Origin of the sequence: Actinomadura harenae, from assembly GCF_003696215.1 — a bacterium.
Taxonomy (GTDB): Bacteria; Actinomycetota; Actinomycetes; order Streptosporangiales; family Streptosporangiaceae; genus Spirillospora; species Spirillospora harenae.
Genome location: NZ_RFFG01000152.1, coordinates 1 through 15,286, shown reverse-complemented (window position 1 = coordinate 15,286; position 15,286 = coordinate 1). Strand labels below are relative to the sequence as shown.

Below are 15,286 nucleotides of genomic sequence, written 5' to 3'. Positions count from 1 at the left end.
ACGACGGAACCGCCGAACCGACAACCCCGTGAACGTCGGCACCCACACCTGGTCATCCGCACAGAACACCCGCTCCACACCAAGATCATCGCGCACAGCACCCGACCGTTACGGGACAACCCTTAGGGATCAAGGGCTTGACGTTGGCCGGGCACACTCCTGCCCGATCTGGAGGGGAGTCTAACGCGAATCGGCAGCGGGCGGGTGGTATTCACCGAGGTCACAGCATTAGTTAACCGACGCGTCTAGAATATTTTTGACGCTACACCGAATCTGACCTGCGCAAATGTGTTACGAAAGCTGCACATGATCTTGATTGGACGTTGGAAAGACGTACCCAGGGCGGCGACCATCAAGTCACCACTGGCTCGTTCCGCTCCTCCTTGCGGGCCTACGGCGGCTGGGCCTGGATACACAAGTCCGGTCTGTCGGACGCGCCCGGTCGGGCGCGTCCTCTCGATGCCGTAGATGCCCCCGGTGTCCCCGAGCCCGCTCGGTTGAGAATCCAGCTCACAGCAACGCTACCTTCGCCTTCTCTTGTCGCAGGGATCCACTCCGACGACTTCCCTGGGAGTGGCCCTGAGGTGAGGCGATGGAGGCCTTTTGGGCGAAGACGCAGGTGCGCATGGAGTCGAAGCGGCGCTTGCAACCCGGTCTACGAAACCGTCACAAGGTAAGCCCCCCAGGTCAGGGGCTTGGCGGTGCTGCCGGACACGAGGGATCAAGTGCTGGGTGCTTCCTCACAGGAGTGCTCCCCTAGCCACTACGGATCGCGGGAGTGCGGGCGGAAGCACTGCATGGACAATCCGGTACTAATCGGATGCGGACTGCCGCGCCTGCTACTAAGCTGCTGACTGACTCGAAGCCTGCAAAGGCGGTCCATCAGGAGGTCGAAATGCTCTCGGACGCCGAGCTGACGCTTGGACTGTCGCGACATCTATCTGCTTATGCGATGAGCCCAGCCAAAGCTGCTTTGGAGCAGTTGGAATTCTGTGGGCAAGTATTGGATATGGCGTTCCGTTTGCGGAAGTCTGGCACAAGTACGCCAGAGCGAGTGAACGCAATTGCAAATGAAGCTGGCATTGGCCCTAGAGTGCTGCGCGATGCAATGAGGACCCTAGAGGCGGTCGGGTGGATTTCGGTCCAACGTGCGGATGATCAAAAGCCGCTCTCGGTTTCGGAGGCAATTCCCGCGCCTGCAGGATTGATATCCAAGTCGAACGACCTTCTGCGCGTCGCAGTACTGGGAGGGGTCGAATATGCAGCACTAAGTCTGCTTCGCGCGACAACTCTTCAACCACTGACTATTGGCGAGGCGAAAGATCAAGCTCTTTCAGGGACTGATCTTGTCGGACGGGCACTCAATGAGAGTGACGTGGACGATGCCATCCGACATCTTCACACTCTTGCGCTCGTGAGGAAGGTTAAAACCGACGACGGCACGGAAGTCATCTTCAATCCGCACATTTGGACCGATGAAAAGAAGGTTGCGTTGGCAGCCCTTCGTTCCGCCAACGCGAAGGGAACTGAAGAAGTTGCCGCGCTCATGGAAGAAGTAGGCGCGAAGCCGGGAATGCCCGAGTCGTCCGTCAAGTCCACCTCCAAAAAATGGATCGACTTTGCCGTATCTCAAGGCCTGGTGCATCGATCTGTGATCCAGACTTCAACAGGGCAAGAGCAGGGGTTTCTCTTTACTCCTCACCTCAATCGAGGTCCTTTTGGAGCCACGTCTGGTGACCCTTCAGGGCAAGTAAGACAGCTCGTCGGGTCCATGATCTATGCTGCCACCTTCGCGCAATATCGCCTGTATAATCCTGGGGCATTTATTCAAAAATTGATCGATCGTGGTGAGGCAGGGAATGCTTCACCTATTGGCACTGACTATCCTATGTTGGAGACGGCGGGCATCGTTCGCGTTATCCCGGGGGCGAGTTCTAATCGCTACCGCCTTGAACTGCTCCAATCTGATGTTGCGGAGGATGCGCTCTCTATCCTGAGTGACCGGGATGGTTCGGGGAGCGACCCCAACGGTGCGGCGGCTCTTCGTGCTCAGCGGTCATACGTGCACACTGACAGGGAGCGAGCCCGGCTGGCTCTCTCTGTAGAGGTGGACGACGTCGAGCAGTCTCGCTTGATCTCGGCACTTCGGGATGAAGCAACACGACGAGCTTTCAAGGGGCGTTAGAAGTGGTTGATCCTCAGAAAGAAGGACGTAGGCGGTCGGGTCGCCAACGAGCTGGTCAGGACGGATCTCCAGCGGCGAGGGACAGCGGCGCCGAGCTTGAACTCCGCGTTGCACGCCTCGAATTTGCCGAAGGTGCCCTGGCAAGGCTCCGTCTTCCTGTCAGGGCAGACGACGCCGATCTAGGCCGAGATGTTCTAACCGATATAGATGTCCTAGCGATCGACGTGGATCTGCGCCTGAGGGTCAGCAGATCCTCCTTGGAATGCAAAAGTGGAAAGGGCGGTTCTGGTGAGCCTGATCGCCTTCTCTGGTTGGCGGGATTTCGCCAACTTCTCGCCTTGCAGCGGGCCACGCTGGTGCGCCCAACAGTAAGCAGACGTGGCCGAGCCTTGGCGCGACGCCTCGGCATCGGCGTGATGGATAATGCCACGCTTGAAAGAAGAGAAGCAGCCCATGGTTGGCTGCCAAGCAATTTTGCTCACATCGGGGGGGAGGCATGTGAGACTGCAGAAGGGCGTACTGACATTCAGCTGAGAGGCCTTGCTGAACTCCCGTCGGACCTGATCGCCTTTCTTCGCTTCGACTCCCTGTTGGCAAGCCCACATGCAATCATCGGCGCACTTGCTTCTCTGAAGTCCGCTGTTGTTCGTCAAGGCGTACTACCCGAACCCGCAGGCAAGGTGATTGCGGGGCACGCACTGATCGCATTGCTGTTGGCCGCGCTCCAGGACGCTAGCCAGCTGGACCTTGTACCGGCAAGTACTCTTCGCTCCCGACTGGAGATAGCACTTATTTCAGGCGATCCCGATGACAGTCACCTTCTCCGAGTGCTGGCGCGTGCTGATGAATTGGTGGAATTTCAAATCCAGCGCGTTCACAATGCTTACATTGACAGCGGAGCCGTCCGTCAACCAGTAAATATCGCTAGCTTGCGAGAGGTTATAGGAACATCTCAGGATTATTTCGAGTCTTATATAGATTTGGTGGAACGCCTGAGAGAAAATCCGGCCGTTTCGCGCAACTTGCTTCAAACCGTCGAACTCGTATGCTTTGATGCGTTGGTCGGGGGAGATGCTTGGCGAGAGCGGGCTTTTGATCACCTATTTACGGCCGAGCATCGTGGTTTGATTTTGGCTTCTGTCAGAACTCTGGGGGGAATTGCTGGCGACCCCGTTGCCCAGAAGCTGGAAGCTATTTGGAACGTCAAGTTCAATCGGTCTGGAGCGGCGGTGCCAGACCGCCACTCCCCGCCCACTCGGCATATTCAGAGTGAGCTGTTCGACTAGCTGTTCTTGCCTCTCTCCGTGCTCCTCGATGAATCGCAGCCGCCTACCGTTTCGGGGAAGCCGGCTGCTTTCCTGCGAAGCAGCGCGTGGCGTTTCCTGTGCCGGGCGGCCTCCTGGCCGCCCGGCAGCCGTCGCAGACCACCGTGCACGTATCGGCCATGCCCAGGTTCTTCAACTCGGTCAGCACATGCAGCCAGTATTTGGCGTCCTCGCCGCCGTCACCGACCCACAGCTCCAGGATGTCGTGGGTCCCATCGACGGTTAACGCCAGGGCGACACTCTCGGTTCAGCCGGGCTGGGGTCTGCTTCGCGGTCAGGTGGGTTTCATGTACCAGCGGTCGGTGGTGCCTTCGGTGAGGGAGCGCATTCGGCGTTGGAGTTCTTGGTGGGAGAAGGGGTCGCCGTGGGCGTTGCGGATGTGGATGCCGATGGCGTAGAGGTCGCGGATGCGTTGGAGCGTCTGGTAGCCGGGCCATGCGCGTAGGTCGTATCCGTAGGCGGTGGCGAAGGCGTCCACCTCGTGCTGGCTGAGGCCGAAGCGGGCCTGGCCGTGGTAGCTGTGGATCAGGTCCCATTCGCGGGGACCGAGGGCAACGCTGTCCCAGTCGCCCAGGATGACGTGGCCGTCGCGGTGGCGGAACAGGTTGTCGATCCAGGCGTCGCCGTGCACGAGGGTGGGAGGTCCGACGAACGGCAGTTGCTTCCACTGCTCAGTGAGGTCGGTGATGTGGTGGCTTAGCCAATCGCGTTCACTGGGTGTGAGGCTCTCGGGATGCTGCTGGAGGTTGGCGCGGACGCTGGCCAACGGATCGTCTAGGTGACGGAGCGCGATCGGTGGGGCGGGGAAGGCGTGGAGGTCGCGCAGGAGGCGGCCGAGTTCGCTGGTAGTGGAGGGGACGTCGTTGCACGGCACGTAGTCCCAGAACGTGACCGCGACGCCGGTGCACATCACCGGCTGGTCGGCTACGTGGTCGGCTGGTCGGACGGTGGGGAAGCCGTGTTGGTCGAGCCAGCGCGTGACGGCCAGGACGGCGGGCAGCCGCTCGGCGGCGGTGGGCGCGGTGGCGATCCGAACGATGATCGGCTCTTTGAGCTTGTAGACGGCGTTGCTGCGCAGACGTAGGAGTTCAGCGCCACCATGGTCTAGCCCGACGGTTTGGCATACGGCGTGCAGGATCTGTTGAGCGCGCTCGGCGAGGCTGGGGACGCCGGCCAATGATTCAGCCATGGAGCCTTTCGCTTTGGCCATCAGGAGCGGTGGGTTCGGTGCCAAGTACCTCATCCAACCTACGCAGTTCCCGGGGCGGGCGAAACGTCCTGAGTCCGCGTTTGCCGTTCTTCCTCGCGAACAGCAGGACAAGTCGGCAACGCAAGCAGCGAGTGTCGTGCGGTTGGAAGCGATGTTCCCTGGTTGGAGCGTTGTATACGGCGAGTACAGCAAGCACTACACCGCCATGTCGGCCGCCTTCGGCATTGGCCTGCTCGTCTCGCCAGACGCCAACGAGCTCTCGCGCCAGATCATCGACGTCCAGCAGAGAGCTGCCGCCGTGGGCGGGTGCGCTCCATGAGGGACGCGCTCGGCGACAGCATCCTGGCGATCTTGCCGGTTCTCGGTCTGCTGGGTGGAGGAGGTGCGCTGATGGACGACGAGGAACGCTCTCCGCCGTCTGCGCGGCCAATGGCGGAACGTTCCGCAGCAGATGAGTCGCCGCTGACGTCGCGACCAAGGTTCAGGGAGGCCCGATGCACGAGTTGATCGTCAGTCCGTTCCTCAACGAGTACTACGTGCTGCGACCCGGCCAGGGAGGTGGGTTGAAGATCCCGCACCGCAGATACGCCGAACTGCGCGGCTCGGCGGCCGTCGGTGAGCCGGTCCCGGTGTGGCTGGCCGACACCGCGCGGCGGGCCTGGGGTCTCGACCTGCGCGATCGGCCGTCCAGCAAGGCGCTGCTGGTGCGCTCCATCTCAGCGTTCGGGTTCGGCCGCGCGTCCTACGAGCTGAACCTGGGCTGCAACTACGACTGCAAGATGTGCTATCTGGGCCTGAAGGAGTTCAAGGGCATGGAATGGCAGGACCGGCAGGCGGTCCTGCACGCCATGCGAGACGCCGGGGTGCTGTGGTGCCAGCTCACCGGTGGCGAACCGATGATCGATCGGCTGTTCGCCCCTGTCTACGAGCTGGCCTGGGACCTCGGAATGATGATCGAGGTCCTGTCCAACGGCTCGCGCCTGGCGGCCCCCCGGATCATGGAGCTGCTGACGACCCGGCGTCCGTACAAACTCTCCTTGAGCCTGTACGGCGCGACGGCCGACTCATACGACGGCCTCACCCAGCGCCGCGGGGCCTTCTGGAAGTTCATGCGAGGCATGGAGGCGGCGACCGAAGCCGGGCTGCCGCTGGATCTGAGCCTGATCATCACCCAGGAAAACGCCCACGAGGTCGATGCGATGCGCGGCCTGGCCAACCGGTTCGGCCTGGCCTACCGCGAGTACTCCTCCATCTCTCCAACGATCTACGGCGGCGCCGAAAGCCTGCCGAGCCAGTCCCCGGAGTACCTGACGGGCCGAAGGCCGTTCACCGGCTGCGACGCCGGACACACCTCGTTCCACGTCGACCCGATGGGACAGGCGTCCATCTGCAAGATCGGCCGCGAGCCCAGCATCCCACTGCCCACCGAAGGACTCGACGGGTTGGCGCGGCTCGGAGCCGTCGCGGACGGGCTGCTGAAGCGACAGGCGGGCTGCGCCGGCTGCACCCTGGCCGGGCGCTGCACAACGTGCATGCCCCTGGTCACCCTCTACCGCAAGGCCAAGGCCCCGCTGGCTACCTACTGCCAGCACAAACAGGAAAGGAGTTCCGATGTCACCTGCGCTGGTTGAGCTCGAACCGCCGGCATCCGTCGTGGCTGACGAGGAGGAGGTCGTGTTCATGCCGGACATGGACACGATCGCCTCTGCGGAGGTCATGCTCGGCTGCGGCGACGACAACCCGTACTAGACCGACGATCTGCCTGGTGCGGTCCGCTCTCGACCAGGGCCGCACCAGGCACCCCGCCAGTAAGGTTCCTCAGTGATCCAGCGAGTCAACTGGGAAGATCTCCGCCACCTCATCGAGCAGCACACCGGCCCTGTCTGCCACGCACAGCCGGTGAGCGAGGGCCGAAACTCCGAGGTGGCCGTCATCGTCCGCACGGACTCCGGTACAACGTTCGTTAAGGGGCTGCGCGAGGACCATCCGCGCGCTTGGACCCAAGAACGCGAACGCCTCGTCAATCCCTACGTTCGCCCCATCGCTCCCGAACTGCTGTGGTCTCACCAGGGCGACGGCTGGTCGCTGCTGGGATTCGAGTACATCGCCGGCCGGAGCATCGACTACGCGCCCGGCTCGGCCGACCTGCTGAAGCTGACCGAGGCGATGCAGCGACTGCAACGCATCGATCTGCCACCGATCGAGCTCAAACGGGCCGAACAACGCTGGGCCGCCTACACCGATCGCCCCGAGCTGTTCGCCGGCGACGCACTGCTCCACACCGAGTGGACCCCCAGCAACGTCCTGGTGACCGACGACAGCGCCTGGATCATCGACTGGGCCTGGCCCACGCGCGGCGCAGCCTGGATCGACCCGGCCTGCTGGGTCATCTGGCTCATCGCGTCCGGCCACCCGCCCGCCGAGGCCGAGACATGGGCGGCCAGGATGCCGAGCTGGTCCTCCGCGCCATACCAAGCCGTCACCGAGTTCGCCTGTGCCCAGACGGCGATGTGGAGGGGAATCGCCAGCGACAACGGCGAACCGTGGACCCGCGACATGGCCGAGGCCGCACACCGGTGGACGGAGCACCGCACATAGGAGAAGCCGCCATGCCTGATCAAGAACCCAACATCCACCCGACCCGAAGCCTGCTCACACCGGACGGGACGACCGCCTTCATCGACGTGGAGATGATCCCCGTCGTCCGTGCTCTGTGGTCGGCCGGGCTGACCACGGTCGGCTGCTGCCAGGACTCGGGGGAGTACGCCGAAGCCGCCCGCAACAGCAAGCCCGACCGCGAACCAACCGGCCAGGCGGGATACGTGGAGTACTACCGCGGCTGGGCATGGCTGAAAATGCCGGTCCCCGACGCGACCGCCCTCACCAACGCACTGGCAGAGACCCCTTTCCGCCGAGCGGTCACGGTGCGCTGGCAGAAAGGATCATGGAGGATCTTCGTCCCTGTCGTCCATGACGAGGAGAGCGGCATGCAGCTCGCTCCGTATGCCCAGATCTACCTGCCGTGCGACCAGCTGAAAGATCTGAGCGAGGCCGTATCCAAACCGTCCTTCGAAGTGGCGGGATTCTGATTCGGAGGTGACGGGAATGGACCACTCGCCTTCGCCCCGGCCATGTACCGCAACGCGTCGTTGAACGCTGCACCAACAAGCTCATCAGGTGGAAGCGTCGGCCGGTCGGCGCCCGTGGAGACGTCCTCCTCTTGGAGCATGCCGACGCGGCCATCACAAGGCACGGCAGGCGACGGTCCGCCTGACCGTCATTCCCCAAGACCGGGGCATCGGGCAAAGCCCGGCGGGTTACCTCCCGGAGGTTCCTCCCGACCAAGGGGTGCAGGAGCCCGCGCCCGGGGCGGCAGGACCCAGCGTGGCGGCGAGGTCCTGGCCCGATGCCCCGCCAGTACGCCTCCGGGCGGGACGACTTCCCTGATGCGTTCCGCCCGGAGGATTCCATTCGACTCAGTTGAGGAGCACATGGCATGGTCGACTTTCGCCCTTCGCGGCCTGTGCAGGTTCACCCGACCCGTGTGGTGACCGCTCCCGGTGGCAAGACGGTCAGGGTGGATGAGTTGATGGTGCCGCTCGTCAAGGCGCTGTGGGCGTTGGGTTACACCTCGGTGATGTGTTGTCAGGACGCGGGCCAGGCGATCCGCGCGGGCGGCACCCGCACTCCCATGGAGCACCGTCCCTTGTACGGCGATTTCTACGAGGGGCTCGCGTGGGTGACGCTGCCGATCGACGACATGATCCGACTGCGCGCCCTGGCCCAGCCGGTGGCGGAGTACCGGCGGTGGATGGCCTCAGCGCCGATTCGCCAAGGCGGAATGGGGCCTTGGGCGAGCCTGCATTTTCCGGCCGACCAGATCGGCGACCTCGCCAAGCTGCTGCGGAACGCCCACCACGATGCATCGTGAACAGGAGCCCGTCCGCTGGAACGGCCAAGGCGGCGAACTCCCCTGGACCTTCGCGTTCCTGCTCGCCTACATGGCGTCAGGAATGATCACCGGCCTGGCCGCATCCGCCACAGCACACTCATCCGGCCGGCCAGACCCCAGCCTCGGCTGGAGAGTCGCCGCCAGTAGAGCCAAAGCCCCGTTCGCCAACACGGAGGGAGATTTCGAGGAAGTAGCGACGCCTGTTAGCCCCGCTCGGCTGCCGTAAAGGCGGCTGAGGGAGTACACGACATCGATGCGCTTGACCTTGAGGACGGAGGTGTTGGTCCATGTTGGTCGGTTCGCTCGTGGAACATCCGGGACCGGTGAACGGTCGACGGGCGAAGGTCAGAGAGGAACACGAAATGGGATTCAAGAAAGGGCTGCTGGGCTCGGCGGGTGAGTGGTTGTGGGGCCGGAGGAGATGAGGTGGAGGCGGACGTTCTCCGGTCGCCCGGATCAGACGACCTCGGCACGTGACTTCGCCACGACCTTGTTCGCCGGGGCGGCGTGTGTGGATGTGGTGCAGTTCGTGGTGTCGGAGTTGACCGCCAACACCATCCGGCACACGCGCACGTGCGAGGACGGTGGCTGGTTCGGGCTGGAGCTGGTGTATGACGACCCGGCCTACATCGCGGTGGTCGACAACGGTGGCCGGGGCATCCCGACCGTGAAGCAGCCGGTGGATCTGCTGGCCACCAGCGGCCGGGGCCTGTATGTGGTGTCCCAGCTCGCCCACCGGATGGGCATCGAGGGCAGCCCCAGGCTCGGACACAAGGTCTGGGCCGAGCTCGACCTCGACAAGCCCATGGGCGACCCGTTCGGCGTGGAGGTCACGGCCGCTTCGTAGAGGGGACCAGCCTGGGGTTAGCAGGCTGGTCCCCGCGCCCAAGGATACGGGAGCCGGTTCGAAGGCCCCGCCTATTCCGCTGATATCGGACGCAACGGGCGGGGTCTTCTTATGTGCCGATGCACATCATGGCGGAGAGTGCGCCCATACTTTGATATGAACCTCCGCTGAGCATGACATGGAGGTCGCCCAGGAGACGCTGAGGTTGTCGTCGATCACGATCGCCGCCGACACCCACACGAGCCTGCTGCCGCAGCTTGCGCACTAGTCCGCCGAGGACGCTGCCGCCATCATCCTCAACGCGTAACCGGGCCCCACCCATGCGCACGGCGTGACCCGGCCACCCATCAACCCGACGTGCGGTTACGCGACCGGGCGCACGGGGGCGGGGTCAGGGTTCCCGGCGGGCCCGTCAGACGGGCCTACGGGCGTGGTGCGGCGTGGCGGGTCGCCGTGGGGTGGCGTGGGTCACAGTGGGTGCGGTTGGGGGCGTTGGATGGCCGCCGAGCGACCACGGAGCAACCATGGGCAACCACGGGGACGAAACGGGGCACAGTGGGCGGGAGTTGATCTTGGTCGCGTTGGTGTTTGTGCAGGTCAGGGGGTGGCGCGCCCAGAGGGATTCGAACCCCCGACCGGCAGATTAGAAGTCACCGCCACCGCTCCCGTGGTGGCTGTGGTCGTGCCGCGACGTGTTGCCCCGTCCAGTGTTGCCCCGTTTTGTGTACCGCCCCGTGGCGCCTGTCACCACGCGGTACCGAAACCACCGAGCGACCATCGAGCGACCGTGGCGACCCGGCATGTGCCGCTCACCCCGTCGATGGGGGTTCGTGTCGGCGGGGCGATCACCACCGCCCACGCACGGTCATCTGCCCACGGGCGACGCCCCCGGGACGGACCGGCGGGCGGACGTTCGCGGGTGCGTCAGCGGAGCGGCCGTTGGCGCCTGGTCGCGCGCACGGCGAGGAACGCCAGGTCGGCGACGAGAAGGACGATGCCGATGATCAGCAGGTAGAACAGGCCGTGGACGAGGATGCCGACGATGCCCAGCAGCAGCGCGGCGATCACCACCACGAGGACGAAGACCATCATGCGCCTTCACTCCTTCGGTCGGGCTCCGGGCGCTCAGCGGCGGGCGAGTTGGCGCTCGCCGCCGGCGCCGGGTTCATAGCGCAGTCCGTAGTGCCGGAAGACGGCTTCCTCGTCCTCGGCGGGCAGAACGTCGTCGGTGCCGATCGCGGGACTGTGCTTGACCTGCGACCTGGCGTGGGCGACCCGCACGTAGCCGGGTCCGGCGGTCGCGCCCTCCAGGGGGACGAAGGCCAGGCGGTGCCGGGTGGGCAGGCCGATCCGCACGGTGGCCATGGCGGGTTCGTCGGTGCTGGTGTCGACGTAGACGGACTCCAGTGTGCCGATCTTGTGGCCGCCGGAGTCGAGGACGGCGCGGGTGCGCCATTCCCGGATGTCGGCCATCTGGATCATCGGGTGCCTCCGTTCTCCCGTGTGATCTATATCCCCACCCTTCGTCATCTGATTCGTCCAGGGCAGTGACCCCAGCAGTGCCGCGGTGGCCCTCACCAGGCCCGGAGGGGGTGGGCTGTGGGACAGGGCCGCCCGGATCGGGGAAGAACGGACGGCCCTGGATCGGCCGACGCAAACCCCCAGCAGTGACGGCCTGTTCCCATTCGAGCCGGACGGACTGACGGCGGAAACAGGCAATATGCGTACACGCCATCACTCGAGTCGATGACCGCCACTCGGGCGGAAAGTAATTCCGGTCCGGGCCCCTATGTGCCTTCGGGAATTAGTTTTCCGGATCTGCAAATATTGATGAATTTCCGAGTAAAATGAAATCATCCGGCGACGGCGGCATCCTCGTTCCGAGGTTGTTCGGTCACACCGGCCAGCCCCCGAGAGGGGGAGTCATGCCGACCTCGTACGAGCCTCGTGCCAGCGGACGCCCCGGTGCGGGCCTCCAACCGGGCTCAGGCTCGCCCGGTCAACGCAGGACCCGACCCGCCGCGTCAATCGAAGCCCAGAAGAAGGTGTCGGCCATGCGGACCACCGCCGAACGCCGCACGACGATCAGCCAGGCGCCACTCCCGACTCCACGGCTGCGCTTGCGCCCTGCGGCTTCTCCCGGCTCGGCACGGACGGCGCTCGACGGCGCCTGGTGGCCCCGCACGGCCGACCCGGTCGCGGAGCTTCCGGCGCTGGTCCTGGCCCTGCAGGATCACGGCCCCATTGACGACCACTGTCCCATCACCCACATCCTGCTCCGGGTGGGTGACTGGGACAGCCGGCCACGGCGGCTGTGGATCAACGGCCCGGCCGACACCCGGGTGGTGCGGTTGAGCTGGTTCGACTCCCTTCCCACCGGGCTGCTGACGGCGATCCACGCCGACGGGCGGCGCGTCGACCTGCTCACCGTCCCGGTCTCCACGATCCGCGCCGAAGCCGAGGCGGTGATGGAACTGGCGTCCCACCCCGCCAACCACCTGCACACCCCCGACCTGCTGGCCGCGCTCACCGCAGCACCCCGCCGGACGGACCAGGACGGTCTCCCGGACGACCCGGAGGGCTCCTGGGAGTCCGAGGGCGGACGGCTTCGAGGAGACCTCGCGGCACAGTGATCCGGCCCGTCGCCCGGCCGGGCCGCCACTCGCCCGGCCGGGCACGGAGCCTTCCGTCCCACCCACGATCGGAGATCGCCATGACCACCGTCACCACCACCGTGCCCGCCACCGCGAACCCCCAACGCCCCGACGAGGTGCGGATGCCCGCCCACCGGCGTCCCGGCCACACCATCGTCGGACTGTCGGGCGTCCTGGACGGCGCCGCGGCCCCGGCGCTGCGCGAGCACCTCATCGGCGCGCTGCGGCGCAGCGCCCGCCTGCTGATCCTCGACCTGAGCGAGGTGGCGTCCGCCGACGCGGCCGGGCTGGCCGTGCTGGCCGGCACCCAACGCCGTGCCGCCGGGCTCGGCGTCACCCTGTGCCTGGCCGCCCCGGGCCCGCAGGTCACCGCGCTGCTCCACGTCACCGGGCTCGACCGCGTCCTCATCGCCCAGCACGCCCAGCACGCCCAGGATCCCCACGCCGAACCCGCCGTGTGACCGCATGACCGCCGGGGCACAAGAGGGCGTTGTCACCGGACCGCGCTCGACATCGCATGACACGTCGCCGGAGTGATCCCCGCCCCGCGGGGAGGAGGCGAGCCGTCCTCAACGGCACCGGTGCGATCCTGACCGCGACCGCCACCGTCGTCCCCGGCGGCAGCATCAGCAAGCTCACCGAACACGCGTGGCGGGCGGCGTTCGCACCTCAGGGAGGGCCTTCCTCCCGAGCGCCACGATGCGCCGCCGTTGGATCAGTACTCCAGTTCCGGGCGCAGGGGACCGCCGACCGCGTGCAGGTGACGCAGTACCTGAGCGTAGGAGCCGGGGAGGCTCGTCTCGCAGTAGGCGATGTCGTTGCGGGTGCAGAACGCGCGTACGAGGGCTTGGGCGTGGCGCAGGTTGGGGCGCGGCATGGAGGGGAAGAGGTGGTGTTCGATCTGGTAGTTCAGGCCGCCGAACGCGAAGTCGGTGATCCGGCCGCCGCGGATGTCGCGCGCGGTCAGCACCTGACGGCGCAGGAAGTCCGACCGGTGGTCCCTGCCGAAGATCGGCATTCCCTTGTGGTTGGGTGCGAACGAGCAGCCCAGGTAGAGCCCGAAGAGCCCTTGCTGGAGCAGGAGGAAGCCCACGGCCTGGACGGGGTCCAGTACCCAGAACAGGACGGTGAGGTATCCGGCGGCGTGGGCGAGCAGCAGGCCGCCCTCGATCAGCCGGGTCGTCGCCGAGGCGTTCGCCCGGGAGGTCGCGCCACGGCCGAACAGGGCGCGGGCCCCCGCCAGGTGCAGGTGGAACCCTTCCAGAAGCAGCATGGGAAAGAACAGCCAGGCTTGGCGCCGGGCCAGCCAGACACCGGGGGCGCGTCGTGCTCGCACGCTCTGGCGGGTGAAGGAGAGGGCTCCGGTGGCGATGTCGGGATCGCGGCCGACGTGGTTGGGGTGGGCATGGTGCCGGTTGTGCTTGGCGACCCACCAGCCGTAGCCGAGGCCGATCAGCAGGTTTCCGTGCAGCCGTCCGAGCAGGGCGTTGACCCGCTTGGAACCGGAGATCTGCCGGTGGCCCGCGTCGTGGCCGAGGAACGCGGTCTGGGTGAACGCGACCGCCAGGAACGCCGCCACCGCGAGCTGCCACCAGGACGGGCCGATCAGCGCGAAGGCCGCCCATCCCGCGGCGAGAAGCAGCAGGTTCGTCGTGGCCTTCGCCCAGTAGTAGCCGGGACGCCGGGCCAGCAGGCCGGCCCGTTTCACCTGCCGTGACAGCGTCGCGTAGTCGCTGCCCCGCGCCCTCCCCGCCGCGTCGGCCAGGTTCGGGGCGGGGCACGCGGCGGGGCCCGCCGCGTCGGCCAGGTTCGGGGCGCGGCTCCGAGTACCGCCTGCGGGAACTGTCGTGGTCATGCTCCTCGACTCCAGCCAGAGTGCCCTCCGGTGAGGGACGACCGGCTCGAACGCCGCCGGCGGGCGCGGGCACGTGGAAGGCGCCCACTACCAGTTGAGCCCGGCCTCCGGCCGGACCGAACCGAGCAATGCGGACAAGCGTCATCAGTGGCGGTGATAACCGTCGGCAGCGGCGCGGAGCTGCGGAGGTAGGCTGCTGACGGCGGGGTCTCGCTGTCTCGGCTCGGAAGGCGGAAGACGTGGAGCTGCGCCAACTCCGCTATTTCGTGGCGGTTTCCGAAGAGCTCAATTTCGGCCGCGCGGCGGCCCGCGAGCACATCGTGCAGTCGGCGCTGAGCCAGCAGGTTCAGCGGCTGGAGCGGGAACTGGGCGTGCGGCTGCTGGAGCGCACCACGCACTATGTCGCCCTGACCCCGGCAGGGGCGGCCTTCCTGGTCGAGGCGCGGCGGATCCTCGCCCACGTCGAGCGCGCCGCCCAGGTCGCCCGGACCGCGCGGGGAACCTCGCCGGCGCTGCGGGTGGGCATCATCGACGCCAGCTACGACTCGATGCCGCAGATCCTGCACGAAGCTCAGGCGCGCTACCCGGACCTGGTGATCCACCAGGTGGAGGCCGGCGTCCCCGAGCAGTACCAGCGACTCGTGGACGGGCGCCTCGACGTGGGCATCGGACGAGCCGCACTGGCGCCCAGCGGGGTCGCCTCGCATCTGTTCCGCCGGGACCGTCTCGGCGTCCTGGTCCCCCGGGGGCACCGGTTCGCCGACCTGGACGCGGTGCCGGTCGAGGCCCTGGCCCGTGAGCCGCTGCTGCTGGCCGAGAAGATGAAGGCGCCGGAGTTCAACCAGTTCACCGTCGAGATGTGCCGGGCCGCCGGGTTCACCCCGGCCGTCCACCCGGGCACCGTCGACAGCATCCGCGCCGCGTCCGCCCTGGTCGCTCAGGGCCGCTGCCTGTACTGCGTGCCCTCCTCCTGCATCTCCGCCCTCCCGGGAACGATCTGGCGTCCGCTGACCGAACCCGCCTCCTTCTACCCCTGGTCGATCCTGTGGCGCGCCGCCGACGACTCCGACCACGTGCGCGCCGTCGTCGCCTGCGCCCGCGGCATGTCCGAACGGCTCGGCTGGCTGGTCACCGCCGACTGACAGTGATGATGGAGGTGAGCACCTCCCGTCCGGGGTCTGACCCGCCGACTGACTGACCTTGGGTCCTCAACGGGATCTGTCGGCCCTGGTCGGGAGGTGCTCGTGTGCACTCACCG

General features: G+C 66.2%; 16 protein-coding genes and 1 pseudogene. 12 read left to right on the top strand and 5 right to left on the bottom strand.

The genetic code is table 11. The annotated features are described in order from the left end of the window. The first annotated feature begins 895 nt into the window (after positions 1 to 895). Both EBO15_RS45595 and EBO15_RS43925 read left to right on the top strand, forming a co-directional pair. The gene (locus tag EBO15_RS45595; protein WP_199745122.1) at positions 896 to 2,185 is read left to right on the top strand and encodes a hypothetical protein; all 1,290 of its coding nucleotides are present in this window, start codon (positions 896 to 898) and stop codon (positions 2,183 to 2,185) included. Positions 2,186 to 2,409: 224 nt separating this feature from the next. Then, on the top strand, positions 2,410 to 3,471 hold the full coding sequence (locus EBO15_RS43925; protein ID WP_147481873.1) for a hypothetical protein: 1,062 nt from the start codon (positions 2,410 to 2,412) through the stop codon (positions 3,469 to 3,471). A 121-nt stretch (positions 3,472 to 3,592) separates the two neighbouring features. On the opposite strand, the pseudogene EBO15_RS47445 reads toward EBO15_RS43925, so the two are convergent. After that, positions 3,593 to 3,748: pseudogene (locus EBO15_RS47445) on the bottom strand (transposase); the annotation flags it as partial. A gap of 36 nt (positions 3,749 to 3,784) precedes the next feature. Beyond that, on the bottom strand, positions 3,785 to 4,699 hold the full coding sequence (locus EBO15_RS39765; RefSeq protein ID WP_122199633.1) for an aminoglycoside phosphotransferase family protein: 915 nt from the start codon (positions 4,697 to 4,699) through the stop codon (positions 3,785 to 3,787). On the opposite strand from EBO15_RS39765, the gene EBO15_RS39760 reads away from it, so the two are divergent. The 7 genes from EBO15_RS39760 (at position 4,698) to EBO15_RS39735 (ending at position 9,519) form a co-directional block, all read left to right on the top strand. Further along, positions 4,698 to 5,039 (top strand): hypothetical protein, encoded by a 342-nt coding sequence (locus EBO15_RS39760; RefSeq protein ID WP_122199632.1) that lies wholly within the window; start codon positions 4,698 to 4,700, stop codon positions 5,037 to 5,039. The two genes, EBO15_RS39765 and EBO15_RS39760, sit on opposite strands and share 2 nt — an antisense overlap. 175 nt (positions 5,040 to 5,214) lie before the next feature. Beyond that, complete coding sequence (locus tag EBO15_RS39755; protein ID WP_122199631.1) at positions 5,215 to 6,351, top strand: radical SAM protein; 1,137 nt, start codon at positions 5,215 to 5,217, stop codon at positions 6,349 to 6,351. Further along, positions 6,332 to 6,469 (top strand): hypothetical protein, encoded by a 138-nt coding sequence (locus EBO15_RS44770; RefSeq protein ID WP_158628488.1) that lies wholly within the window; start codon positions 6,332 to 6,334, stop codon positions 6,467 to 6,469. The genes EBO15_RS39755 and EBO15_RS44770 overlap by 20 nt, the downstream gene beginning before the upstream one ends. A 72-nt stretch (positions 6,470 to 6,541) precedes the next feature. Then, the gene (locus tag EBO15_RS46600; RefSeq protein ID WP_233616784.1) at positions 6,542 to 7,318 is read left to right on the top strand and encodes a protein kinase family protein; all 777 of its coding nucleotides are present in this window, start codon (positions 6,542 to 6,544) and stop codon (positions 7,316 to 7,318) included. 11 nt (positions 7,319 to 7,329) lie between these two features. Continuing rightward, positions 7,330 to 7,809, top strand: a complete 480-nt coding sequence (locus EBO15_RS39745; protein ID WP_122199630.1) for a hypothetical protein — start codon at positions 7,330 to 7,332, stop codon at positions 7,807 to 7,809. 407 nt (positions 7,810 to 8,216) lie between these two features. Next, positions 8,217 to 8,651: a hypothetical protein gene (locus EBO15_RS39740; protein WP_122199629.1), complete on the top strand. Its 435-nt coding sequence runs from the start codon at positions 8,217 to 8,219 to the stop codon at positions 8,649 to 8,651. A gap of 442 nt (positions 8,652 to 9,093) precedes the next feature. Further along, positions 9,094 to 9,519, top strand: a complete 426-nt coding sequence (locus tag EBO15_RS39735) for an ATP-binding protein (protein ID WP_147481872.1) — start codon at positions 9,094 to 9,096, stop codon at positions 9,517 to 9,519. Positions 9,520 to 10,443: 924 nt separating this feature from the next. Here EBO15_RS39735 and EBO15_RS44765 read toward each other — a convergent pair. Both EBO15_RS44765 and EBO15_RS39730 read right to left on the bottom strand, forming a co-directional pair. Further along, a complete protein-coding gene (locus EBO15_RS44765; RefSeq protein ID WP_158628487.1) occupies positions 10,444 to 10,611 on the bottom strand; it encodes a hypothetical protein in 168 nt (55 codons plus the stop codon). A gap of 33 nt (positions 10,612 to 10,644) precedes the next feature. Then, positions 10,645 to 11,001: a PRC-barrel domain-containing protein gene (locus EBO15_RS39730; RefSeq protein WP_122199627.1), complete on the bottom strand. Its 357-nt coding sequence runs from the start codon at positions 10,999 to 11,001 to the stop codon at positions 10,645 to 10,647. Positions 11,002 to 11,573: 572 nt separating this feature from the next. Here EBO15_RS39730 and EBO15_RS39725 point away from each other — a divergent pair. Next, positions 11,574 to 12,152 (top strand): DUF5994 family protein, encoded by a 579-nt coding sequence (locus tag EBO15_RS39725; RefSeq protein ID WP_122199626.1) that lies wholly within the window; start codon positions 11,574 to 11,576, stop codon positions 12,150 to 12,152. Between the two features lie 80 nt (positions 12,153 to 12,232). Continuing rightward, a complete protein-coding gene (locus tag EBO15_RS39720) occupies positions 12,233 to 12,634 on the top strand; it encodes an STAS domain-containing protein (RefSeq protein WP_122199625.1) in 402 nt (133 codons plus the stop codon). A gap of 254 nt (positions 12,635 to 12,888) precedes the next feature. Here the strand turns inward: EBO15_RS39720 and EBO15_RS39715 are convergent, their stop codons facing one another. Next, complete coding sequence (locus EBO15_RS39715) at positions 12,889 to 14,028, bottom strand: fatty acid desaturase family protein (RefSeq protein ID WP_122199624.1); 1,140 nt, start codon at positions 14,026 to 14,028, stop codon at positions 12,889 to 12,891. 239 nt (positions 14,029 to 14,267) lie between these two features. Here EBO15_RS39715 and EBO15_RS39710 point away from each other — a divergent pair, with 239 nt between their 5' ends. Continuing rightward, the gene (locus EBO15_RS39710; protein WP_122199623.1) at positions 14,268 to 15,170 is read left to right on the top strand and encodes a LysR family transcriptional regulator; all 903 of its coding nucleotides are present in this window, start codon (positions 14,268 to 14,270) and stop codon (positions 15,168 to 15,170) included. Positions 15,171 to 15,286: the final 116 nt, after the last annotated feature.